This is a genomic window from Allorhizobium sp. GW101-3B10, assembly GCF_059424725.1.
The window spans coordinates 2,074,095-2,096,181 of sequence record NZ_JBWKZR010000001.1 but is presented as its reverse complement, the minus strand read 5'-3'; the positions used below and the strand labels follow the sequence as shown (position 1 = coordinate 2,096,181).

General features: G+C 61.4%; 19 protein-coding genes and 4 tRNA genes. 17 read left to right on the top strand and 6 right to left on the bottom strand.

Annotated elements, in window-relative coordinates; genetic code table 11:
* Positions 1–35 precede the first annotated feature (35 nt).
* The 3 genes from AC07Y0_RS10305 to AC07Y0_RS10295 are packed head-to-tail and all read right to left on the bottom strand — an operon-like array spanning position 36 to position 1,576.
* Positions 36–590 carry a hypothetical protein gene (locus tag AC07Y0_RS10305; protein ID WP_498676921.1) on the bottom strand — a complete coding sequence of 185 codons (555 nt, stop codon included), beginning with the start codon at positions 588–590 and terminating at the stop codon, positions 36–38.
* Positions 591–603: 13 nt separating this feature from the next.
* A complete protein-coding gene (locus tag AC07Y0_RS10300; RefSeq protein WP_498676919.1) occupies positions 604–1,377 on the bottom strand; it encodes an NAD kinase in 774 nt (257 codons plus the stop codon).
* 13 nt (positions 1,378–1,390) lie between these two features.
* Positions 1,391–1,576 carry a hypothetical protein gene (locus AC07Y0_RS10295; RefSeq protein WP_498676917.1) on the bottom strand — a complete coding sequence of 62 codons (186 nt, stop codon included), beginning with the start codon at positions 1,574–1,576 and terminating at the stop codon, positions 1,391–1,393.
* On the opposite strand from AC07Y0_RS10295, the gene AC07Y0_RS10290 reads away from it, so the two are divergent.
* Positions 1,550–1,625 (top strand) — tRNA-Thr (locus AC07Y0_RS10290). The two genes, AC07Y0_RS10295 and AC07Y0_RS10290, sit on opposite strands and share 27 nt — an antisense overlap.
* Before the next feature lie 112 nt (positions 1,626–1,737).
* On the opposite strand, the gene AC07Y0_RS10285 is transcribed toward AC07Y0_RS10290, so the two are convergent.
* Both AC07Y0_RS10285 and rlmB read right to left on the bottom strand, forming a co-directional pair.
* A complete protein-coding gene (locus tag AC07Y0_RS10285; RefSeq protein WP_498676915.1) occupies positions 1,738–1,932 on the bottom strand; it encodes a hypothetical protein in 195 nt (64 codons plus the stop codon).
* A gap of 349 nt (positions 1,933–2,281) precedes the next feature.
* The gene (rlmB, locus tag AC07Y0_RS10280) at positions 2,282–3,166 is read right to left on the bottom strand and encodes a 23S rRNA (guanosine(2251)-2'-O)-methyltransferase RlmB (RefSeq protein WP_498676913.1); all 885 of its coding nucleotides are present in this window, start codon (positions 3,164–3,166) and stop codon (positions 2,282–2,284) included.
* Between the two features lie 207 nt (positions 3,167–3,373).
* Here rlmB and AC07Y0_RS10275 point away from each other — a divergent pair.
* The 14 genes from AC07Y0_RS10275 to AC07Y0_RS10210 all read left to right on the top strand — a co-directional run bounded on the left by AC07Y0_RS10275 (position 3,374) and on the right by AC07Y0_RS10210 (position 20,274).
* Positions 3,374–3,458 (top strand) — tRNA-Tyr (locus tag AC07Y0_RS10275).
* Positions 3,459–3,480: 22 nt separating this feature from the next.
* A tRNA-Gly gene (locus AC07Y0_RS10270) sits at positions 3,481–3,554 on the top strand.
* Positions 3,555–3,854: 300 nt separating this feature from the next.
* On the top strand, positions 3,855–4,931 hold the full coding sequence (locus AC07Y0_RS10265) for an NAD(P)-dependent alcohol dehydrogenase (protein WP_498676912.1): 1,077 nt from the start codon (positions 3,855–3,857) through the stop codon (positions 4,929–4,931).
* Positions 4,932–5,140: 209 nt separating this feature from the next.
* On the top strand, positions 5,141–6,316 hold the full coding sequence (tuf, locus tag AC07Y0_RS10260; protein WP_498676895.1) for an elongation factor Tu: 1,176 nt from the start codon (positions 5,141–5,143) through the stop codon (positions 6,314–6,316).
* Between the two features lie 331 nt (positions 6,317–6,647).
* A tRNA-Trp gene (locus AC07Y0_RS10255) sits at positions 6,648–6,723 on the top strand.
* Positions 6,724–6,914: 191 nt separating this feature from the next.
* Positions 6,915–7,115 carry a preprotein translocase subunit SecE gene (gene secE, locus AC07Y0_RS10250; RefSeq protein WP_028738609.1) on the top strand — a complete coding sequence of 67 codons (201 nt, stop codon included), beginning with the start codon at positions 6,915–6,917 and terminating at the stop codon, positions 7,113–7,115.
* Positions 7,116–7,130: 15 nt separating this feature from the next.
* Positions 7,131–7,661 (top strand): transcription termination/antitermination protein NusG, encoded by a 531-nt coding sequence (nusG, locus tag AC07Y0_RS10245; protein WP_028738610.1) that lies wholly within the window; start codon positions 7,131–7,133, stop codon positions 7,659–7,661.
* Between the two features lie 146 nt (positions 7,662–7,807).
* The gene (rplK, locus tag AC07Y0_RS10240) at positions 7,808–8,239 is read left to right on the top strand and encodes a 50S ribosomal protein L11 (protein WP_099057545.1); all 432 of its coding nucleotides are present in this window, start codon (positions 7,808–7,810) and stop codon (positions 8,237–8,239) included.
* A 2-nt stretch (positions 8,240–8,241) separates the two neighbouring features.
* Positions 8,242–8,937 carry a 50S ribosomal protein L1 gene (gene rplA, locus AC07Y0_RS10235; protein ID WP_498676909.1) on the top strand — a complete coding sequence of 232 codons (696 nt, stop codon included), beginning with the start codon at positions 8,242–8,244 and terminating at the stop codon, positions 8,935–8,937.
* Between the two features lie 341 nt (positions 8,938–9,278).
* Positions 9,279–9,797 carry a 50S ribosomal protein L10 gene (gene rplJ / locus AC07Y0_RS10230; RefSeq protein WP_028738613.1) on the top strand — a complete coding sequence of 173 codons (519 nt, stop codon included), beginning with the start codon at positions 9,279–9,281 and terminating at the stop codon, positions 9,795–9,797.
* Positions 9,798–9,866: 69 nt separating this feature from the next.
* On the top strand, positions 9,867–10,244 hold the full coding sequence (rplL, locus tag AC07Y0_RS10225; protein ID WP_498676907.1) for a 50S ribosomal protein L7/L12: 378 nt from the start codon (positions 9,867–9,869) through the stop codon (positions 10,242–10,244).
* A gap of 256 nt (positions 10,245–10,500) precedes the next feature.
* The gene (gene rpoB, locus AC07Y0_RS10220) at positions 10,501–14,637 is read left to right on the top strand and encodes a DNA-directed RNA polymerase subunit beta (protein ID WP_498676905.1); all 4,137 of its coding nucleotides are present in this window, start codon (positions 10,501–10,503) and stop codon (positions 14,635–14,637) included.
* A gap of 185 nt (positions 14,638–14,822) precedes the next feature.
* Positions 14,823–19,037 carry a DNA-directed RNA polymerase subunit beta' gene (rpoC, locus tag AC07Y0_RS10215; protein WP_498676903.1) on the top strand — a complete coding sequence of 1,405 codons (4,215 nt, stop codon included), beginning with the start codon at positions 14,823–14,825 and terminating at the stop codon, positions 19,035–19,037.
* A 181-nt stretch (positions 19,038–19,218) separates the two neighbouring features.
* Positions 19,219–20,274: a cytochrome-c peroxidase gene (locus AC07Y0_RS10210; protein ID WP_498676900.1), complete on the top strand. Its 1,056-nt coding sequence runs from the start codon at positions 19,219–19,221 to the stop codon at positions 20,272–20,274.
* A 78-nt stretch (positions 20,275–20,352) separates the two neighbouring features.
* Here the strand turns inward: AC07Y0_RS10210 and AC07Y0_RS10205 are convergent, their stop codons facing one another.
* A complete protein-coding gene (locus AC07Y0_RS10205) occupies positions 20,353–20,646 on the bottom strand; it encodes a hypothetical protein (RefSeq protein ID WP_028738618.1) in 294 nt (97 codons plus the stop codon).
* A gap of 508 nt (positions 20,647–21,154) precedes the next feature.
* On the opposite strand from AC07Y0_RS10205, the gene rpsL reads away from it, so the two are divergent.
* Positions 21,155–21,526, top strand: coding sequence for a 30S ribosomal protein S12 (gene rpsL, locus AC07Y0_RS10200; protein ID WP_003507760.1), 372 nt, complete (start codon positions 21,155–21,157; stop codon positions 21,524–21,526).
* Between the two features lie 75 nt (positions 21,527–21,601).
* Complete coding sequence (rpsG, locus tag AC07Y0_RS10195) at positions 21,602–22,072, top strand: 30S ribosomal protein S7 (protein WP_028738619.1); 471 nt, start codon at positions 21,602–21,604, stop codon at positions 22,070–22,072.
* The last annotated feature ends 15 nt before the right edge of the window (positions 22,073–22,087 follow it).

Genomic DNA, 22,087 nt, shown 5'->3' with positions numbered 1-22,087 from the left:
GGCGGGCGAAGGCCCGCCGTTTCTGCGTTTCTGCCTCAGTTCGTCTCGCGTTCGACGCGGATCTCGCCGAACTCGTCGATCAGCACCGTCCAGCCTTCCGGCTCGATCTGTGCGGGATCGGTCTTCAGATAGACGGTGGCGAAGAAGCCCGGCTGGCGGCTGACGCCGGTCGAATCCTCAGGCCGGATATCGGTGACATAGGGGCGGATCGCGGTGAATTCCTCGAGCTCGACGCTTTCCAGCACCTGGGGACCGGTTTCGCTCGACAGGATCTGCTGCAGGTAGACCTTCGCGGTGCGGTCGGGCTGGCGGATGGCGATCAGCTTGTAATAGCCGCTGCGCATGGCCGGCGCTGCGGTCTCCGCTGTCGGTGCGGGTGCAGGAGCCGGAGCGGCTGCGTCGCCAGGCGCGGGGGCAGGTGGTGTTGCGGGCTTGGCGGCGCCAAGGCTCTCGGCGTCGCCCTCCCAGGCGCCGCCGCTGATGACGAAGGTTGCCGTGACCGGCAGCTGGTCGATGTCCTCGGCAAGCGCCGGGCCGCTCGCCAGCAGGAGGCCAATAAGGCCGGCGCGGAGAAACTGGATAGGTGCCATGCGTTGATCTCCCTCAGTCGGAAAACTGTTCGGCGAGGATGCGATCCGACCAGGAACGGTCCGGATCGGAGAGAATGCGGGCGGTCGTGTCCTCGGACTGGGCAATCTCCACCCGCACGACGGACTTCACTTCGGTATGGTCGGCGACCGCGTTGACCGGGCGTTTGTCCGGCTCGAGCACGATGATCTCGACGCTCACCTTGTTCGGCAGCAGCGCCCCGCGCCACCGCCGCGGGCGAAACGGGCTCACCGGCGTCAGCGCCAGAAGCGGCGCCTCCAGCGGCAGGATCGGCCCGTGGGCGGAGAGGTTGTAGGCCGTCGAGCCGACCGGCGTGGCGACCATCAGCCCGTCGCAGATCAACTCGTCCAGCCGCACCTTGCCGTCGATCACCACCCGCAGCTTGGCCGCCTGGTAGGATTGCCGCAGCAGCGAGACCTCGTTGATCGCCAGCGCCACCGAATGCGAGCCGTCGGCATTGGTGGTGGCCATTTTCAACGGATGGAAATCGTTCTCGACCGCGGCGGCGATGCGCTCGTGCAGGCTCTCCGTCGAATAGTCGTTCATCAGGAAGCCGACCGATCCGCGGTTCATGCCGTAGACCAGCTTGCCGGAATTCATCGTGTCGTGCAGCGTCTGCAGCATGAAGCCGTCGCCGCCGAGCGCGACGATGACGTCCGCCTCCGCCGGCTCCACATTTCCATAGCGCGCCGAGAGCTCGGCGCGCGAGGCCTGGGCCTCGTCGGAATTGGAAGCGATGAAGGAAAGCGACCGGAACACACGCGACATGGGCAGCCCTTTGTTATCGGCGCCAGTCGTACATGATAAAGCCCTGTAACCACAAGCCATTCGCGCCGGCAAACGGTTCGCCCGCCACCAAGGCCGCCAGCCACGGCGCGCGGCCATGGCTCCAAATTTTTGCTTTACCGCAAATCGATTTGCCCTTAATGACGGCACCACTGCCCTTGTAGCTCAGTTGGTAGAGCACCTGATTTGTAATCAGGGGGTCGCGGGTTCGAATCCTGCCGGGGGCACCATTTCACTCTTTGTCGGAAATCGCCGCGTTTTCACGCTTTTGCATGGCTTAAAAAGCCGGCGAGGGCGGTCCATGGCGTTCGATCGGCAAGAGATGCTGCCGATCGCCAGTGATCATGCGTAGCCGATAAGAGCGGGCTGGACCTTGCGCTGGGCACCATAGTCGCGCGCATAGGAACCTCGGCCGGCATCCTGGCGGGAGGCCGCGCGCAGGTCGACTGCCGGAATGGAGACGACGCCGTCGGCGAAGGTTCCTGTTTCTGCCGTTTCCGCGAAGTTTCCACGGATGGTGTTCAACAGTGCGAGCATGATCTTTCCTCCCAATTGACGCAGGAACGCGGAGCGGTGGTTTCGGTTCCCATCCTACGCGCCGTCGGGTTGACCGATCGTTAACCATGATCCGAAATCAGCAGAAACGGCTGATTGCCGAATGCCGGCGGCCGCCTGTGTAGGGGAGCCGCGGTCCGGGGCATTGCGCTGCGCGCCTTCTTCGGCGCCAGCGATCCGCCGGTCAACCGACTCGATCCGACAGCGCCCTGATTTCACGGCAGCGCCGTCTGGCTATCTTCCCTGCCTGCTCGAACGACCTCCCGCATGTCGAGGGCGCACGCCGGAGGAATATCCTGCAGCGTTCCGTCGAGCACGACCAAGACGACGTTCACGCCCTCCGTTTCAGCAGATGCTGGCGGGTGGCATAGAGCGCGATGGCCGCCGCGTTCGACACGTTGAGCGACTTGATCTCGCCCGGCATGTCGAGCCGCGCCAGCGCATGGACGGTCTCGCGCGTCTTCTGCCTCAGGCCCTTGCCTTCGGAGCCCAGCACCAGCGCAACCTTGTCGCCGGTGAGCGCGGCTTCCAGCGGCGCCGGGCCTTCCGAATCAAGCCCGACGGTGAAGAAGCCGAGCTTCTGCAGTTCGCCGAGCGCATCCGACAGATTGGTGATCTGGATATAGGGGATCATTTCCAGCGCGCCGGAGGCCGATTTGGCCAGCACGCCGGATTCGGTCGGGCTGTGGCGCATGGTCGTGATCACGGCGCCGGCCCCGAAGGCGACGGCGGTGCGCATGATGGCGCCGACATTGTGCGGATCCGTGACCTGGTCGAGCACCAGCAGGAGGGGACTGTCTTTCAGCGCTTCCAGGCGGCGCACGGGAAGCGGCCGTGTTTCCAGCATGGCGCCCTGGTGGATGGCGTCGGGGCCGAGCTGCTTGTCGAGATCCTGCGGCGTGACGATTTCCACCGGAAAGCGAAGCGAATCGACCGGTCCGATGTCCAGCCTGACGAGCGCGTTCTGCGTCACGCTGAGCTTGATCAGCTCGCGTTCGGGATTGTCGATCGCCGCGCGCACGGTGTGCAGGCCGTAGAGGCGGACCTGGTCGGGCGCCAATTGCGGCGGCGTCCAGTCGGTCTCCTTGCGGCGGTCCTTGCGCGGATCGGGGGTGGGAATCTCGCCGCGTTCGCGCTTGCCGTCGCGCACCTGGCGGCGCAGCGTGGCGTAGTGGGTGTCGCGGGCGGTTTTGTCGGTCTTCGGATCTTTTGCCATGCGGTCTTATAGCCGCCCGGGATCGTCGGGGATAGACCCGCCGGGCCGCCGGCGATTTTCCGCGGCGGGAAATTTTTTCCGGTTTTTTCCACATTCATCGTGTTGACATGAGGGGGAAGGGCCGTCATATACCCGCCGCAGATCACGGGGCTAACGCCAACGCGATCTCGACTGAAAGCTTGGTCGCTTGATCCGGACGAATAGACTGGAGAGATGCCCGAGTGGTTAAAGGGGACGGACTGTAAATCCGTTGGCTTCGCCTACGTTGGTTCAAATCCAACTCTCTCCACCATTCGTCCTCGGATCGAACCATCGCGGGTATAGCTCAATGGTAGAGCAGCAGCCTTCCAAGCTGAATACGCGGGTTCGATTCCCGCTACCCGCTCCAGTCAGCTATTCCATCATCCTCCTCGCCTGACGCTGAAGCAATCGGCGGATTTCCCTTTATCGCACCGGCACTGGCCCGTTGGCGACGTTTCCCGTTGGCATTCAATCGGGCGCCCGGATCCAAATTTGCCGAACTGCTTCGCGGCAATCCCTGAACCAAGGCCGCGCGGAAATGCCTATCCGCAAGCTTTCCGACGGATTCGTCTGATCTGCGAAAGAACGTATTCAAAAAGAACGTATTCAAGTTGTCTTGCGATTGCACTACCTTGAGCCTGGACCACTATCACGGGAGGAGCAGGACATGGCGCAAAAGATGAAAGCGGCAATCTTCGTTGAGAAGGGCCGTATCGTTCTCGACGAGAAACCGATCCCCGACGTGGGACCGCTCGATGCGCTGATCCGCATCACGACGACGACGATCTGCGGAACGGACGTGCATATCCTGAAGGGCGAGTATCCGGTCGCCAAGGACCTGACGATCGGCCACGAGCCGGTCGGCGTGGTCGAGAAGCTCGGCTCGGCGGTGGACGGCTACAAGGAAGGCCAGCGCGTGATCGCCGGCGCGATCACGCCGTCCGGTCACAGCTATGCCTGCCTGTGCGGCTGCGGCTCGCAGGACGGCGCCGGCACGAAACATGGCTTCAAGGCCATGGGCGGCTGGAAGTTCGGCAACACCATCGACGGCTGCCAGGCGGAATACGTGCTGGTCAAGGATGCGATGGCCAATCTCAGCCCCATTCCGGATCATCTTTCGGACGAGCAGGTGCTGATGTGCCCCGACATCATGTCGACCGGTTTTTCCGGTGCGGAGAGCGGTGGCGTGAGGATCGGCGACACCGTCGTCGTCTTCGCGCTCGGGCCGATCGGCCTGTGTGCGGTCGCAGGCGCCAAGTTGATGGGGGCAACGACGATCATCGGCGTCGACACGCTGGCCTCGCGCATGGAGGTCGCCAAGAAGCTCGGCGCCGATCACGTCATCGACTTCAAGGCCGGCGATCCCGTCGAGCAGATCATGGCGCTGACGGATGGACGCGGCGTCGATGTGGCGATCGAGGCGCTCGGCACGCAGGGCACCTTCCGCTCCGCGCTGGAATCCCTGCGCCCCGGCGGGACGCTGTCGAGTCTGGGCGTCTATTCCAGCGATCTCACCATCCCGCTCGGGGCTTTCTCGGCGGGACTGGGCGACAATCGCATCGTCACCACGCTCTGCCCGGGCGGCAAGGAACGCATGCGCCGCCTGATGGAAGTCTGCGCCTCCGGCCGCGTCGATCTGAAACCGCTGGTCACTCATCGCTTCAAGCTCGACGACATCGAAGAGGCCTACGACCTGTTCGCCAACCAGCGCGACGGCGTGCTGAAAGTGGCGATCCAACCGTAAGGCAAGAGCGAAATAGCCGGCCTCTCCGGCGCTGTCCGCGCGTCTGGCGGACCCGATTTGGCCCCGGTCGACAGGGCAGGGCACGGCCCTGTCCCCGCGATCCGGGGCCAAAGCAATTAAGTCTTGCGCAATCCTCTCGAAAGCCTTAAACGGCGGGACCAAACCGGTACGCCGGCTTCACATCTTTCTCGATCATAGGAAGCATTCAAATGGCAAAGAGTAAGTTTGAGCGCAATAAGCCGCACGTCAACATCGGTACGATCGGCCACGTCGACCATGGCAAGACGTCGCTGACGGCAGCGATCACCAAGTACTTCGGTGAATACAAGGCCTATGACCAGATCGACGCAGCGCCGGAAGAGAAGGCCCGCGGCATCACCATTTCGACGGCACACGTCGAATACGAGACGCCGGCCCGCCACTACGCCCACGTCGACTGCCCCGGCCACGCCGACTACGTCAAGAACATGATCACCGGCGCTGCCCAGATGGACGGCGCGATCCTGGTGTGCTCGGCTGCCGACGGCCCGATGCCGCAGACCCGCGAGCACATCCTGCTCGCCCGTCAGGTCGGCGTTCCGGCGATCGTCGTGTTCCTCAACAAGGTCGACCAGGTCGACGACGCCGAGCTTCTCGAGCTCGTCGAGCTGGAAGTGCGCGAACTCCTGTCGTCCTACGACTTCCCCGGCGACGAGATCCCGATCATCAAGGGTTCGGCACTGGCCGCCCTCGAAGATTCGGACAAGAAGATCGGCGAAGACGCGATCCGCGAGCTGATGGCGGCTGTCGATGCCTACATCCCGACGCCCGAGCGTCCGATCGACCAGCCCTTCCTGATGCCGATCGAAGACGTGTTCTCGATCTCGGGCCGTGGTACGGTTGTCACCGGCCGCGTCGAGCGTGGCATCGTCAAGGTTGGCGAAGAAGTCGAGATCGTCGGCATCCGTCCGACCACCAAGACGACCGTGACCGGCGTTGAAATGTTCCGCAAGCTGCTCGACCAGGGCCAGGCCGGCGACAACATCGGCGCTCTGATCCGCGGCGTTGCGCGTGACGGCGTCGAGCGTGGCCAGATCCTGTGCAAGCCGGGTTCGGTCAAGCCGCACAAGAAGTTCATGGCCGAAGCCTACATCCTGACGAAGGAAGAAGGCGGCCGTCATACGCCGTTCTTCACCAACTACCGTCCGCAGTTCTACTTCCGCACCACGGACGTGACGGGTATCGTCTCGCTTCCGGAAGGCACGGAAATGGTTATGCCGGGCGACAACGTCACGGTTGCCGTTGAACTGATCGTGCCGATCGCGATGGAAGAAAAGCTGCGCTTCGCGATCCGCGAAGGCGGGCGCACCGTCGGCGCCGGCATCGTCGCCTCGATCATCGAGTAAGTCTTTCCCGCAAGGGATCGAGGAAGCCCCGCCGGCAACGGCGGGGCTTTTTTCGTTCGACGGAGGCTCTGACGGAGGTCGGTGGAGAATCGTTCCGGGCGGGGAGGGGCCATCGCATTCGAGGCGACGGGCAGAGCTCTGCGCGCTCGATTTCGGAACCCTCTGATGGCCCAAACGCTTCGCCTTCCCGGCGTTTCCGGTGGGGGCGAGGGGGACTGTGGGCTCTTTGAAAAAGCTTGAAAAAGAGACTTGCCATTTTCTTCAGACCACCTTAAACAGCGCCAAGCTCGCAAGCGACGGTCGGTGACCTGGGCTTGTCGAGAGACGGCTTAGGGGTATAGCTCAGTTGGTAGAGCGGCGGTCTCCAAAACCGCAGGTCGTAGGTTCGAGCCCTGCTGCCCCTGCCAGTCCGACATTTCGGCGCATAGAGTTGCGACGGTCGTTTGACAGCGTGTCGGGTCGTTGAAGTTTAAAGTTGCGGGCGGATGGATTCTCTCTTGTATAAAGGGGAATCGGTCTTTATGTAGGGTTCAAACAGACACGCGGTGCGTGGGGCTGACTCAGTCGGCTTTACGCGCCGTAAATGCGTGGGCATTAAATGGCATCCAAGAGTAATCCATTCGCGTTTCTGCAGCAGGTTCGCTCCGAGACGTCCAAGGTCACATGGCCATCGCGCCGCGAGACGATGATCTCGACGGCGATGGTGCTGTTCATGGTGGTCTTTGCTGCGCTGTTTTTCTTTTCGGCCGATCAGTTGATCGGCTGGCTGATCAGCCTCGTGCTGAATCTCGGCAATTAACAGGCGGAGACGAACATGGCTGCACGTTGGTATATCGTCCACGCTTATTCAAATTTTGAGAAGAAGGTCGCGGAAGACATCGAGAACAAGGCGCGTCAGAAGGGTCTGACTCACCTGTTCGAGAAGATCCTCGTCCCGACGGAAAAGGTCGTCGAAGTTCGTCGCGGCCGCAAGGTCGACAGCGAGCGCAAGTTCTTCCCCGGCTATGTGCTGGTGCGGGCGGATCTGACCGACGAGGCCTACCACCTCATCAAGAATACCCCGAAGGTCACCGGTTTCCTCGGTTCCGACAACAAGCCGGTTCCGATTCCGGATTTCGAGGCTGACCGCATCCTGGGCCAGGTCCAGGAAGGTGTCGAGCGCCCGAAGTCCTCGGTCTCCTTCGAGATCGGCGAGCAGGTCCGCGTTTCCGACGGTCCCTTCGCTTCGTTCAACGGTGTCGTTCAGGACGTCGACGAGGAGCGTTCGCGCCTCAAGGTCGAGGTTTCGATCTTCGGTCGCGCGACGCCGGTCGAACTGGAATACGGTCAGGTCGAAAAGGTCTGATCGGAAGGGGTCTCTTGACCCCGCAAGCGCGTGGGAGGGTGAGGGTCTGAAGCCGGACCTTTCAAACGTACCACGCAACCGCAGCCGCCGGGTATTTCCGGCACATCTGGGCCGGGCAACCGGTCCTCATCGAAAGGCAGAGAGATATGGCTAAGAAAGTTGCAGGCCAGCTCAAGTTGCAGGTCAAGGCAGGATCGGCGAACCCGTCCCCGCCGATCGGCCCCGCACTTGGTCAGCGTGGCATTAACATCATGGAATTCTGCAAGGCGTTCAATGCCGCCACGCAGGAAATGGAAAAGGGCATGCCGATCCCGGTCGTCATCACCTATTACCAGGACAAGTCCTTCACCTTCGCAATGAAGCAGCCGCCGGTAACCTACTGGCTGAAGAAGGAAGCGAAGATCACGTCCGGTTCCAAGACGCCCGGCAAGGGCGCCAAGGTCGGCACCATCACCAAGGCTCAGGTCCGTGCGATCGCCGAGGGCAAGATGAAGGATCTGAACGCGGCTGACGTCGAAGGCGCAATGGCAATGGTCGAGGGCTCTGCCCGCTCCATGGGCCTGGAAGTGGTAGGTTGATCATGGCTAAGCTCGCAAAGCGCATGCAGAAGATCCGCGAAGGCGTTGACCCGACGAAGCTCGTTGCTCTGTCGGACGCCATCGCAATGGTCAAGGAACGGGCTGTCGCCAAGTTCGACGAAACCGTTGAAATCGCCATGAACCTCGGCGTTGACCCGCGTCACGCCGACCAGATGGTCCGCGGCGTCGTCAATCTGCCGAACGGCACCGGCCGTGACGTTCGCGTCGCCGTCTTCGCTCGTGGCGCCAAGGCTGACGAAGCCAAGGCTGCCGGCGCCGACATCGTCGGTGCGGAAGACCTGGTCGAAATCGTCCAGGGCGGCAAGATCGACTTCGATCGTTGCATCGCGACCCCGGACATGATGCCGCTCGTCGGTCGTCTCGGTAAGGTTCTCGGCCCGCGCGGCATGATGCCGAACCCGAAGGTCGGCACCGTCACCATGGACGTCGCTGGCGCCGTCAAGGCTTCCAAGGGTGGTGCGGTCGAGTTCCGCGTCGAGAAGGCTGGTATCATCCATGCCGGTATCGGCAAGGCGTCCTTCGACGCCAAGGCGCTCGAAGAGAACATCAAGGCCTTCGCTGATGCCGTCATCAAGGCGAAGCCGGCTGGCGCGAAGGGCAACTACGTCAAGCGCGTAGCGATCTCCTCGACCATGGGTCCGGGCGTCAAGATCGATCCGGCAACCGTTTCGGCCTGATAGAATTTCTCCGGAGCCTCGGCTTCGGAAACAAAGAATTTCCGGCCCTTCGGGGCCGGGAATTTCCGGGGAAACTCGGAATTCCTGTCCGAGATTGTGGGTGGCCTCCGGGCCTTAATATTCACCTGCATGAGACGGGGTAAGACCCGATATTTAAACGTCTGAAGACGTCTTGAAGTTCGGTTCGAGCCTTATTCGCCTTGGCGCGGAAGCATAGCTTCGGCGCGAGGGGACAGGATCCTCAAGCGTCGCTTGGGATCTCGGTAAACTGGATCCCTTGAGGCAAAAGGCAAACCCGATGGGGCCTGCAGGATTGCGGTCCCATCAACTGGAGACAGACAGTGGAAAGAGCGGAAAAACGCGAATTCGTCACGGAGCTGAACGAAGTCTTCAAGACTTCCGGTTCGGTTGTCGTGGCCCACTATGCTGGTGTCACGGTTGCGCAAATGAACGACTTCCGTTCGAAGATGCGCGCAGCTGGCGGTACCGTCAAAGTCGCGAAGAACCGCCTGGCCAAGATCGCTCTTCAGGGCACGGAGTCGGAAGAGATGTCGGATCTCTTCAAGGGTCAGACGCTGATCGCATTCAGCGAAGACCCGATTGTGGCTCCGAAGGTCGTCATGGATTTCGCCAAGACCAACGACAAGCTCGTTGTTCTCGGTGGTGCCATGGGGGCAACCAAGCTCAACGCCGAAGCAGTCAAGTCGCTTGCGACCCTGCCTTCGCTGGACGAGCTGCGTGCGAAGCTGCTGGGCCTTCTCAATGCCCCGGCTACTCGTATCGCTACGGTTGTCGCAGCGCCGGCAAGCCAGCTTGCTCGCGTATTTGCGGCCTATGCCAAGAAGGACGAAGCCGCGTAAGGCGGTTTTTCGCTGTTCATACCCTAACCCGTTCGTTTCGAACCGAACATCTATTAAGGAACTAGTAAAATGGCTGATCTCGCTAAGATCGTTGAAGACCTCTCCACTCTCACCGTTCTGGAAGCTGCTGAGCTTTCCAAGATGCTCGAAGAAAAGTGGGGCGTTTCGGCTGCTGCTCCCGTAGCCGTCGCTGCTGCTGGCGGTGGCGCTGCTGCTGCTCCGGCTGAAGAAGAAAAGACCGAATTCGACGTTATCCTCGTTGACGCTGGCGCCAACAAGATCAACGTCATCAAGGAAGTCCGCGCCATCACCGGCCTGGGCCTCAAGGAAGCCAAGGACCTCGTCGAAGGCGCTCCGAAGGCTGTCAAGGAAGCTGTTTCCAAGGCTGAAGCCGCTGACCTCAAGAAGAAGCTTGAAGACGCCGGCGCCAAGGTCGACGTCAAGTAATACTGGAATAGCGTTTGGGAGACGGCGTCCGCCGTCTCCCATTCGTCTTTTCTTCTGGAACAAATTACCCAAAAGCCCGTCAAACGGCTTTTGGGTAATGGGTTCTCAAGAGGATGGTCCTGAACCGAGGCACCCGGCAATCCGGCCGGCCGCTTCGGACCCAGGACGAGATTGAGCGATCCATTTATTGACGGAGTCGACTGGCCAGCGGTCTCCGTCTGTTGCAGGCCCGGATGCAAATTGACAAGGAGCGACGATGGCTCAGACCCTTTCCTTTAATGGTCGCAGGCGCGTACGCAAGTTTTTCGGAAAAATCCCTGAAGTCGCGGAAATGCCGAACCTCATCGAGGTTCAGAAGGCATCCTACGACCAGTTCCTCATGGTTGACGAGCCGGTCGGCGGCCGTCCCGATGAGGGCCTGAATGCCGTTTTCAAGTCCGTCTTCCCGATCACCGATTTTTCCGGTGCGTCGATGCTTGAATTCGTGTCCTATGAATTCGAGCCGCCGAAGTTCGACGTTGACGAATGCCGTCAGCGCGATCTGACCTATGCAGCGCCGCTGAAGGTGACGCTGCGCCTCATCGTGTTCGATATCGACGAGGATACGGGCGCTCGTTCGATCAAGGACATCAAGGAGCAGTCGGTCTACATGGGCGACATGCCGCTCATGACCAACAACGGCACCTTCATCGTCAACGGTACCGAACGCGTCATCGTCTCGCAGATGCACCGCTCGCCGGGCGTGTTCTTCGACCATGACAAGGGCAAGAGCCATTCCTCGGGCAAGCTGCTGTTCGCTGCCCGCGTCATCCCCTATCGCGGTTCCTGGCTCGACATCGAGTTCGACGCCAAGGACATCGTGCACGCCCGCATCGACCGCCGCCGCAAGATTCCGGTGACGTCGCTGCTGATGGCGCTCGGCATGGACGGCGAGGAAATCCTCTCGACCTTCTATACCAAGTCCACCTATCTGCGTGACGACAAGGGCTGGCGCATTCCCTTCACGCCCGAAACGCTGAAGGGCGCGAAGACCATCTCCGACATGATCGACGCCGACACCGGCGAAGTCGTCGTCGAAGGCGGCAAGAAGCTCACCCCGCGCCTGCTGCGTCAGCTGCAGGACAAGGGTCTGAAGGCGCTGAAGGCGACCGACGAAGATCTCTACGGCAACTACCTTGCCGAAGACATGGTCAACATGGCGACCGGCGAGATCTATCTCGAAGCCGGCGACGAGATCGACGAGAAGACCCTGCCGATGATCCTCGAATCTGGCTTCGGCGAGATTCCGGTTCTCGGCATCGACCACATCAATGTCGGCGCCTACATCCGCAACACGCTGGCCGCCGACAAGAATGAGAACCGCCAGGACGCGCTGTTCGACATCTATCGCGTCATGCGCCCGGGTGAACCGCCGACCATGGAATCGGCCGAAGCCATGTTCAACTCGCTGTTCTTCGACAGCGAGCGCTACGACCTGTCGGCCGTCGGCCGCGTCAAGATGAACATGCGTCTCGACCTCACCGTCGAGGACACCGTTCGCGTTCTGCGCAAGGACGACATCCTGGCCGTGGTCAAGATGCTGGTCGAACTGCGTGACGGCAAGGGCGAGATCGACGACATCGACAACCTCGGCAACCGCCGTGTGCGTTCGGTCGGCGAACTCATGGAGAACCAGTATCGCCTGGGCCTCCTTCGCATGGAACGCGCGATCAAGGAACGCATGTCGTCGATAGAGATCGACACCGTCATGCCCCAGGACCTGATCAACGCCAAGCCGGCGGCTGCCGCCGTTCGTGAATTCTTCGGCTCCTCGCAGCTGTCGCAGTTCATGGACCAGGTGAACCCGCTCTCGGAAATCACCCACAAGCGCCGTCTTTCGGCTCTTGGCCCGGGTGGTCTGACCCGTGAGCGTGCCGGCTTCGAAGTCCGCGACGTTCATCCGACCCACTACGGCCGTATCTGCCCGATCGAAACGCCGGAAGGCCCGAACATCGGTCTGATCAACTCGCTCGCCACCTTCGCCCGGGTCAACAAGTACGGCTTCATCGAAAGCCCGTACCGCAAGATCATCGATGGCAAGGTGACGAAGGAAGTCGTCTACCTGTCGGCCATGGAAGAAGCGAAGTACTACGTCGCGCAGGCCAATTCCGAGCTCACCCCCGACGGCCAGTTCGTCGAAGAGTTCGTCGTTTGCCGTCATGCCGGCGAAGTCATGCTGTCGCCGCGCGACACCATCAACCTGATGGACGTTTCGCCGAAGCAGCTCGTGTCGGTCGCAGCAGCGCTCATCCCGTTCCTGGAAAACGACGACGCCAACCGCGCGCTCATGGGCTCGAACATGCAGCGTCAGGCCGTGCCGCTGGTCCGTGCCGAAGCGCCGTTCGTCGGTACCGGCATGGAACCGATCGTCGCGCGTGACTCCGGCGCCGCCATTGCCGCTCGTCGTAGCGGCGTGGTCGACCAGGTCGACGCGACCCGTATCGTTATCCGTGCAACGGAAGACCTCGAAGCCGGCAAGTCCGGCGTCGACATCTATCGCCTGCAGAAGTTCCAGCGTTCCAACCAGAACACCTGCGTCAACCAGCGTCCGCTGGTCACCGTCGGTGACATTCTGAACAAGGGCGACATCATCGCGGACGGTCCGTCGACCGACCTCGGCGACCTGGCCCTCGGCCGCAACGCGCTCGTCGCGTTCATGCCGTGGAACGGCTACAACTACGAAGACTCGATCCTGATGTCGGAACGCATCGTCGCTGACGACGTGTTCACCTCCATCCACATCGAAGAATTCGAAGTGATGGCCCGCGACACCAAGCTTGGTCCGGAAGAAATCACGCGCGACATTCCGAACGTTTCGGAAGAAGCGCTGAAGAACCTCGACGAAGCCGGTATCGTCTACATCGGTGCCGAAGTTCAGCCGGGCGACATCCTGGTCGGCAAGATCACCCCGAAGGGCGAAAGCCCGATGACGCCGGAAGAAAAGCTTCTGCGCGCCATCTTCGGCGAAAAGGCCTCCGACGTTCGCGACACCTCGATGCGCATGCCGCCGGGCACCTTCGGCACGATCGTCGAAGTGCGCGTCTTCAACCGTCACGGCGTCGAAAAGGACGAACGTGCGATGGCCATCGAGCGCGAGGAAATCGAGCGCCTGGCCAAGGACCGCGACGACGAACAGGCGATCCTCGACCGTAACGTCTACGGCCGTCTGCTCGACATGCTGCGTGGCCAGATGGCGGTCGCCGGTCCGAAGGGCTTCAAGAAGGGCGTGGAGCTTTCGAACACGGTCGTCTCCGAATACCCGCGTTCGCAGTGGTGGATGTTCGCCGTCGAGGACGAGAAGGTCCAGGGCGAGATCGAAGCCCTGCGTGGCCAGTACGACGAGTCGAAGTCGCTGCTCGAGCATCGCTTCATGGACAAGGTCGAAAAGGTCCAGCGCGGCGACGAAATGCCTCCGGGCGTCATGAAGATGGTCAAGGTCTTCGTCGCTGTGAAGCGCAAGATCCAGCCGGGCGACAAGATGGCCGGCCGTCACGGCAACAAGGGTGTCGTGTCGCGTATCGTTCCGGTCGAAGACATGCCGTTCCTCGAAGACGGAACGCATGTCGACATCTGCTTGAACCCGCTCGGCGTGCCGTCGCGCATGAACGTCGGTCAGATTCTCGAAACCCATCTGGCCTGGGCTTGCGCCGGCATGGGCAAGAAGATCGGCGACATGCTCGAGGCCTACCACAAGTCGCTCGACATCACCGAGCTGCGCACCGAGCTCACCGACATCTATGCGAGTGAATCGCATGACGAGGTGAAGCGGTTCGACGACGAGTCGCTCGTCCGTCTGGCCGAGGAAGCCAGGCGCGGCGTTTCGATCGCCACGCCGGTCTTCGACGGTGCGCACGAGCCTGACGTCGCTGCCATGCTGACCCGCGCCGGTCTCGATCCGTCGGGCCAGTCGGTTCTCTATGACGGCCGTACCGGCGAGCAGTTCGACCGCAAGGTGACCGTGGGCTACATGTACATGATCAAGCTCAACCACTTGGTCGATGACAAGATCCACGCCCGTTCGATCGGTCCTTACTCGCTCGTCACGCAGCAGCCGCTGGGCGGCAAGGCGCAGTTCGGCGGTCAGCGCTTCGGGGAAATGGAAGTCTGGGCGCTCGAAGCCTACGGCGCCGCCTACACCCTGCAGGAAATGCTGACGGTGAAGTCGGACGACGTGGCCGGCCGTACCAAGGTCTACGAGGCGATCGTCCGCGGCGACGACACCTTCGAGGCCGGCATTCCGGAGAGCTTCAACGTTCTCGTCAAGGAAATGCGGTCGCTGGGTCTCAGCGTGGAGCTCGAGAACTCGAAGATCGACGAGACGGCGGCAGGCCAGTTGCCCGACGCGGCAGAGTAACAGGTTGACAAGGGCGTGCGGGGTTGACCTCGCACGCCATTCCCTCCTTGGCCAGGTTCGGCCGGGCAGGGAAGTTTCGCCGCATTTTGCGGTTATTGTCATTTAAGGGTTCGGTGCGGCATCCCGGGAATTTGCCGGCACCGTGACCCAATTGAGGGCTCTTTTGCCCCATGAAGGAGACAGGCATGAACCAAGAGGTCATGAACCTTTTCAACCCGTCGGTACCGGCGCAGCACTTCGATTCCATCCGGATTTCGATTGCCAGCCCGGAAAAGATTCTTTCGTGGTCGTACGGCGAGATCAAGAAGCCGGAAACGATCAACTACCGTACGTTCAAGCCGGAACGCGACGGTCTGTTCTGCGCGCGCATCTTCGGGCCGATCAAGGACTACGAATGCCTGTGCGGCAAGTACAAGCGCATGAAGTACAAGGGCATCATCTGCGAAAAGTGCGGCGTCGAAGTGACGCTGTCGCGCGTTCGCCGCGAGCGCATGGGCCATATCGAGCTCGCAGCGCCGGTTGCCCATATCTGGTTCCTGAAGTCGCTTCCCTCGCGCATCTCGACCCTGCTCGACATGACGCTGAAGGATGTCGAGCGCGTTCTCTACTTCGAGAACTACATCGTCACCGAGCCGGGCCTGACCGCCCTCAAGGAGCACCAGCTCCTCTCGGAAGAAGAATACATGCTGGCCGTGGATGAATATGGTGAAGACCAATTCACCGCGATGATCGGCGCCGAGGCGATCTACGAGATGCTCGCCTCGATGAACCTCGAGAAGATCGCCGGCGACCTGCGTGCCGAACTGGCTGAGACCACTTCGGATCTCAAGCAGAAGAAGCTGATGAAGCGCCTGAAGATCGTCGAGAACTTCATGGAATCCGGCAACCGTCCGGAATGGATGATCATGAAGGTCGTTCCGGTCATCCCGCCGGACCTGCGTCCGCTCGTTCCGCTGGACGGCGGTCGTTTCGCGACCTCCGACCTCAACGATCTCTATCGTCGCGTCATCAACCGTAACAACCGTCTGAAGCGCCTGATCGAGCTTCGTGCGCCGGGCATCATCATCCGCAACGAAAAGCGCATGCTGCAGGAATCCGTGGACGCGCTGTTCGACAACGGCCGCCGTGGCCGCGTCATCACCGGCGCCAACAAGCGTCCGCTGAAGTCGCTGTCCGACATGCTCAAGGGCAAGCAGGGCCGTTTCCGCCAGAACCTGCTCGGCAAGCGCGTCGATTATTCCGGCCGTTCGGTCATCGTGACCGGTCCGGAACTCAAGCTGCACCAGTGCGGCCTGCCGAAGAAGATGGCGCTCGAGCTGTTCAAGCCGTTCATCTACGCCCGCCTCGACGCGAAGGGTTACTCCTCGACCGTCAAGCAGGCCAAGAAGCTGGTCGAAAAGGAAAAGCCGGAAGTCTGGGACATCCTCGACGAGGTCATCCGCGAGCATCCGGTTCTCCTGAACCGCGCACCGACGCTGCACCGCCTGGGCATCCAGGCCTTCGAACCGATCCTGGTCGAAGGCAAGGCGATCCAGCTGCATCCGCTCGTCTGCACGGCCTTTAACGCCGACTTCGACGGCGACCAGATGGCCGTTCACGTGCCGCTGTCGCTCGAAGCCCAGCTCGAAGCCCGCGTGCTGATGATGTCGACCAACAACATCTTGCACCCGGCAAACGGCGCGCCGATCATCGTTCCTTCGCAGGACATGGTTCTCGGCCTGTACTACCTGTCGATCATGAACCAGAACGAGCCGGGCGAGGGCATGGCCTTCTCCGACATGGGCGAGCTTCAGCACGCCCTGGAGAACAAGGTCGTCACCCTGCACTCAAAGATCAAGGGTCGCTTCAAGACCGTTGACGCCGATGGCAAGCCGGTCTCGAAGATTCATGACACGACGCCGGGTCGCCTGATCATCGGCGAGCTTCTGCCGAAGAACGTCAACGTTCCCTTCGACACCTGCAACCAGGAAATGACCAAGAAGAACATCTCCAAGATGATCGACACGGTCTACCGTCACTGCGGCCAGAAGGACACGGTCATTTTCTGCGACCGCATCATGCAGCTCGGTTTCGCCCATGCCTGCAAGGCCGGCATTTCGTTCGGCAAGGACGACATGGTCATTCCGGAAACCAAGGCGAAGATCGTCGGTGACACCGAGTCCTTGGTCAAGGAATACGAACAGCAGTACAATGACGGTCTGATCACCCAGGGTGAGAAGTACAACAAGGTCGTCGACGCCTGGGGCAAGGCAACCGAGAAGGTCGCCGAGGACATGATGGCCCGCATTAAGGCCGTCGAGTTCGATCCGGCAACCGGTCGTCAGAAGCCGATGAACGCCATCTACATGATGTCACACTCGGGCGCCCGTGGTTCTCCGAACCAGATGCGTCAGCTGGGTGGCATGCGCGGCCTGATGGCCAAGCCGTCGGGTGAAATCATCGAGACGCCGATCATCTCGAACTTCAAGGAAGGCCTGACCGTCAACGAGTACTTCAACTCGACCCACGGTGCCCGTAAGGGCCTCGCAGACACCGCTCTGAAGACCGCGAACTCCGGTTACCTGACCCGTCGTCTCGTCGACGTGGCGCAGGATTGCATCGTCAACCTCGTGGATTGCGGCACCGACAAGGGCCTCACCATGACGGCGATCGTCGACGCCGGCCAGGTTGTGGCTTCGATCGGCGCCCGCGTTCTGGGCCGTACCGCGCTCGACAACATCGATCATCCGGTCACCGGCGAGCGTATCGTCGATGCCGGTCGCATGATCCTCGAGCCGGACGTCATCGAGATCGAGAAGGCTGGCATCCAGTCGATCCGCATTCGCTCCGCTCTGACCTGCGAAGTCCAGACGGGCGTATGCTCGATCTGCTACGGCCGAGATCTGGCCCGCGGTACGCCCGTCAACATGGGCGAAGCCGTCGGCGTCATCGCGGCACAGTCGATCGGCGAGCCGGGCACCCAGCTCACCATGCGTACCTTCCACTTGGGCGGTACCGCGACGGTGGTCGACCAGTCGTTCCTGGAAGCCTCGTACGAAGGTACGGTGCAGATCAAGAACCGCAACATGCTGCGCAACTCCGAAGGCAATCTCATTGCCATGGGCCGCAGCATGGCCGTCACCATTCTCGACGAGCGTGGTGTCGAGCGCTCCTCGCAGCGTGTGGCCTACGGTTCGAAGGTCTTCGTCGACGATGGCGACAAGGTCAAGCGTGGCCAGCGTCTGGCGGAGTGGGACCCCTATACCCGCCCGATGATGACGGAAGTCGAGGGTATCGTGCACTACGAGGACGTCATCGACGGTCTCTCCGTGCTCGAGGCCACCGACGAGTCCACCGGCATCACCAAGCGTCAGGTTATCGACTGGCGCTCGACCCCGCGCGGTTCGGATCTGAAGCCGGCAATCGTCATCAAGGACGCCGCCGGTAACGTTCTGAAGCTGTCGCGTGGTGGCGAAGCCCGCTTCCATCTGTCGGTCGACGCGATCCTCTCGGTCGAGCCGGGCACGAAGGTCTCCCAGGGTGACGTTCTGGCTCGTTCGCCGCTGGAAAGCGCCAAGACCAAGGACATCACCGGTGGTCTGCCGCGCGTTGCCGAACTGTTCGAAGCCCGTCGTCCGAAGGACCACGCCATCATTGCTGAGATCGATGGTACGATCCGCCTCGGCCGCGACTACAAGAACAAGCGTCGCGTCATCATCGAGCCGGCGGAAGACGGTGTCGAGCCGGTCGAGTACCTGATCCCGAAGGGCAAGCCCTTCCACCTGCAGGATGGCGACTACATCGAAAAGGGTGACTATATCCTCGACGGTAACCCGGCACCGCACGACATCCTGGCGATCAAGGGCGTGGAGGCTCTGGCTTCCTACCTCGTCAACGAGATCCAGGAAGTCTACCGACTGCAGGGCGTGGTGATCAACGACAAGCACATCGAGGTGATCGTTCGCCAGATGCTGCAGAAGGTCGAGATCACCGATGCGGGCGACAGCCAGTACATCGTCGGCGACAATGTCGACCGCATCGAACTGGATGACGTCAACGAGCGCCTGATCGAGGAAGGCAAGAAGCCGGCCTATGGCGATCCGGTTCTTCTCGGCATCACCAAGGCATCGCTGCAGACGCCGTCGTTCATCTCGGCCGCATCCTTCCAGGAAACCACCAAGGTTCTCACGGAAGCTGCGATCGCCGGCAAGACCGACACGCTGCAGGGCCTGAAGGAAAACGTCATCGTCGGCCGCCTCATCCCGGCTGGTACCGGCGGCACCATGACGCAGATCCGCCGCATCGCATCCTCGCGCGACGAACTCATCCTCGAGGAACGCCGCAAGGGCACGGGCGCCGATCTGGCCACCCCGATGCTGCAGGATCTGGCTTCGGCCGAAGGCCGTCCGGCCGCCGAATAAGGCCGGATACGGGGAGGCGGTTTTGTCGCATCCCGGATTTGATCAACATCAGGCGCCCGGGTCTTCCGGGCGCCTTTTTCGTTTGCACCCCGCAGATGCCGGACCTATTCATTGATCCAGGACAAGGCTACATATTAGAATCATTCTAAAGTAGTGCCGTTCACAACGAACGGAGGCTACAATGAAAGAGCTACTGACATCCGTCGCAATCATCGTCCTGGCCACGTCGGCCTTTGCCGCCGACCCGGCGCCGGCCGATCTTCGGGCAAGCGCCCTCGAGATCTTCAAGCCACTGCCCTCGACCATCCCCGCCGTCGCCCACAACCCCATCACGCCCGACAAGATTTCGCTCGGCAAGGCGTTGTTCTTCGATCCTCGCATCTCGGCATCGGGCGTGTTCTCGTGCAACTCGTGCCACAACCTGGCGACTGGCGGCGACGACAATCTCGAAACCTCGATCGGCCATGGCTGGCAGAAGGGCCCGCGCAACGCGCCGACCGCCCTCAATGCCGTGTTCAACGTCGCGCAATTCTGGGACGGCCGTGCGGAGGACCTGAAGGCCCAGGCCAAGGGACCCGTGCAGGCCGGCGTGGAAATGGCCAACACCCCGGTGCAGGTCGTCGCGACGCTGAAGTCGATGCCGCAATATGTCGAATGGTTCAAGGCGGCCTTCCCGGGAGAGGAAGATCCGGTCACCTTCGACAACTTTGCCAAGGCCATCGAAGCCTTCGAAGCGACGCTGATCACGCCGGCACCCTTCGACGCCTTCCTGAATGGCGACGACGCGGCTCTGACCGCCGAACAGCTTAAGGGGCTGGCCCTCTTCATCGACAAGGGATGCTCCACCTGCCATGCGGGCACCAATGTCGGCGGCGAAGGCTACTTCCCCTTCGGCCTGGTCGAAAAGCCCGGAGCCGACGTGCTGCCGGAAAAGGACAAGGGCCGCTTTGCCGTGACCAACACGGCGGACGACTCCTATGTGTTCCGCGCCGCGCCGCTGCGCAACGTCGCCCTCACGGCGCCGTACTTCCATTCGGGCAAGGTCTGGGACCTGAAGCAGGCCGTGGGCGTCATGGGCACCGCGCAGCTGGGTGAGGAGCTGAAGGAGGACGAAGTCGACCTGATCGTCGCCTTCCTCGGCTCGCTCACGGGCAAGATGCCGGAAGTCACCTATCCGGTGCTGCCGGCCGAGACCGATGCGACACCGCGTCCGAGCGGTGACATCGTTGCAAAATAGTTGAAAAGGCGCCAGGCGCACAAACAGAAGGGCCGCCCGGCATCCGGGCGGCCCTGGTCATTTGATCCGGCAATGGGGTCAGTTGAAGCGGATGATCGCCACTTCGCCTTCCAGTGCGCCCTGATAAGCGGAGGCGTGGGGCTCTTCGTCCGGCACCTCGGTGATCATGCCGATCTGGTCGAGGTCGGCCTCGAGAAAACCCTCTTCGGAAAGCGCGTTGAGCGCCAGCCGCACCGCCGTGTCGTCATCCGGAGCGGCGAGCATCACATGCAGGTCGATGCCTTCGTCTCCCTCGACCTCATAGGCCTTGGCAATGATGATGAAGACCATCGGTTCGTCTGGGGTGTTGTCGTTGTCTGGGTTGGAGATCATGACCTGGTCTTCTTCTGATGGCGTTGGTTGATTCCCTCGCGCGGCGAATCGTGCGCGGCGGGCAGGGGAGTTGACGGCTGCCCCGATCTTTATCTAAGACTTCCCAGGATAAATCCCAAAGCAATTTGTTTGGATCGTAGCGGATTCAGCCGCGACACCCGCCAAACCCCTGCGGTTGCGGGGCTGCGGGCCAATAATTTGCGATAGAGACTTGACGTCTACGGGTGAAAACAGTAGTACGCCCCCCATCGGAGCCTATGTGAGGCTAGGCTTTTCGGAACGACACGTTCTGGAGTTCGCCTCAAACAGGGTTCTTTTCGCACGTTGACGACACGAATGCTGCACGCAAGACGCACTCATCCGTGCGTCCTCTGCTTTTTGTGGTCCATCCGCTGAAGGCGGGTCGGGCCACATTTTGCGCATGAAGAAATCGTGCGATCACGGCCGGAAACGGTTAAACCGGGGTCCGAAAGGGCCTTAGAGACAAGAATTTGCAAGGGATGGTTATATGCCTACCGTAAACCAGCTGATCCGCAAGCCGCGCCAGGCTCAGGTAAAGCGCAATAAGGTTCCTGCTCTGCAGGAAAACCCGCAGAAGCGCGGCGTTTGCACCCGCGTCTACACCACGACCCCGAAGAAGCCGAACTCGGCTCTGCGTAAGGTTGCCAAGATCCGTCTGACCAATGGCTTCGAAGTCATCGGCTACATCCCGGGCGAAGGCCACAACCTGCAGGAACACTCCGTCGTCATGATCCGTGGCGGTCGTGTAAAGGACTTGCCGGGCGTTCGTTACCATATCATCCGCGGCGTTCTCGACACCCAGGGCGTCAAGAACCGCAAGCAGCGTCGCTCCAAGTACGGTGCGAAGCGTCCGAAGTAATTCGGGTTTCATTTTTCCGGCGCTGCGCGAGGTTCTCCGCGTGATAAAGCGTCCTAACTAGTTGAGAGACAAAGTATGTCCCGTCGCCATAGTGCAGAAAAGCGCGAGATCAACCCGGATCCGAAGTTCGGTGATCTGGTTGTAACCAAGTTCATGAACGCCATCATGCTTCACGGCAAGAAGTCGGTCGCCGAAAGCATCGTCTACGGTGCGTTCGATGCGGTCGAAGGCAAGCTGAAGCAGGAGCCGATCACGGTCTTCCATCAGGCGCTTGAAAACATCGCGCCGCATGTCGAAGTCCGCTCCCGCCGCGTTGGCGGTGCGACCTACCAGGTCCCGGTCGACGTTCGTCCGGAGCGCCGTCAGGCTCTCGCCATCCGCTGGCTGATCGCTTCTGCCCGCAAGCGCAACGAGACCACCATGGTCGACCGCCTCTGCGGCGAACTCATGGATGCCGCAAACAACCGCGGCAGTGCTGTCAAGAAGCGTGAAGACACGCACAAGATGGCCGACGCGAACCGCGCGTTCTCGCATTACCGCTGGTAATCTGAACCGATCGAA

Bases quoted from the DNA above. Each gene is read 5' to 3' on its own strand.
- rpoC (WP_498676903.1), top strand. From the start codon at position 14,823: ATGAACCAAGAGGTCATGAACCTTTTCAACCCGTCGGTACCGGCGCAG.
- AC07Y0_RS10210 (WP_498676900.1), top strand. From the start codon at position 19,219: ATGAAAGAGCTACTGACATCCGTCGCAATCATCGTCCTGGCCACGTCG.
- AC07Y0_RS10305 (WP_498676921.1), bottom strand. From the start codon at position 590: ATGGCACCTATCCAGTTTCTCCGCGCCGGCCTTATTGGCCTCCTGCTG.
- rpsG (WP_028738619.1), top strand. From the start codon at position 21,602: ATGTCCCGTCGCCATAGTGCAGAAAAGCGCGAGATCAACCCGGATCCG.
- rplA (WP_498676909.1), top strand. From the start codon at position 8,242: ATGGCTAAGCTCGCAAAGCGCATGCAGAAGATCCGCGAAGGCGTTGAC.
- rplL (WP_498676907.1), top strand. From the start codon at position 9,867: ATGGCTGATCTCGCTAAGATCGTTGAAGACCTCTCCACTCTCACCGTT.
- AC07Y0_RS10300 (WP_498676919.1), bottom strand. From the start codon at position 1,377: ATGTCGCGTGTGTTCCGGTCGCTTTCCTTCATCGCTTCCAATTCCGAC.
- nusG (WP_028738610.1), top strand. From the start codon at position 7,131: ATGGCTGCACGTTGGTATATCGTCCACGCTTATTCAAATTTTGAGAAG.
- AC07Y0_RS10285 (WP_498676915.1), bottom strand. From the start codon at position 1,932: ATGCTCGCACTGTTGAACACCATCCGTGGAAACTTCGCGGAAACGGCA.
- rpsL (WP_003507760.1), top strand. From the start codon at position 21,155: ATGCCTACCGTAAACCAGCTGATCCGCAAGCCGCGCCAGGCTCAGGTA.
- rlmB (WP_498676913.1), bottom strand. From the start codon at position 3,166: ATGGCAAAAGATCCGAAGACCGACAAAACCGCCCGCGACACCCACTAC.
- rplK (WP_099057545.1), top strand. From the start codon at position 7,808: ATGGCTAAGAAAGTTGCAGGCCAGCTCAAGTTGCAGGTCAAGGCAGGA.
- AC07Y0_RS10205 (WP_028738618.1), bottom strand. From the start codon at position 20,646: ATGATCTCCAACCCAGACAACGACAACACCCCAGACGAACCGATGGTC.
- secE (WP_028738609.1), top strand. From the start codon at position 6,915: ATGGCATCCAAGAGTAATCCATTCGCGTTTCTGCAGCAGGTTCGCTCC.
- rpoB (WP_498676905.1), top strand. From the start codon at position 10,501: ATGGCTCAGACCCTTTCCTTTAATGGTCGCAGGCGCGTACGCAAGTTT.
- tuf (WP_498676895.1), top strand. From the start codon at position 5,141: ATGGCAAAGAGTAAGTTTGAGCGCAATAAGCCGCACGTCAACATCGGT.
- AC07Y0_RS10265 (WP_498676912.1), top strand. From the start codon at position 3,855: ATGGCGCAAAAGATGAAAGCGGCAATCTTCGTTGAGAAGGGCCGTATC.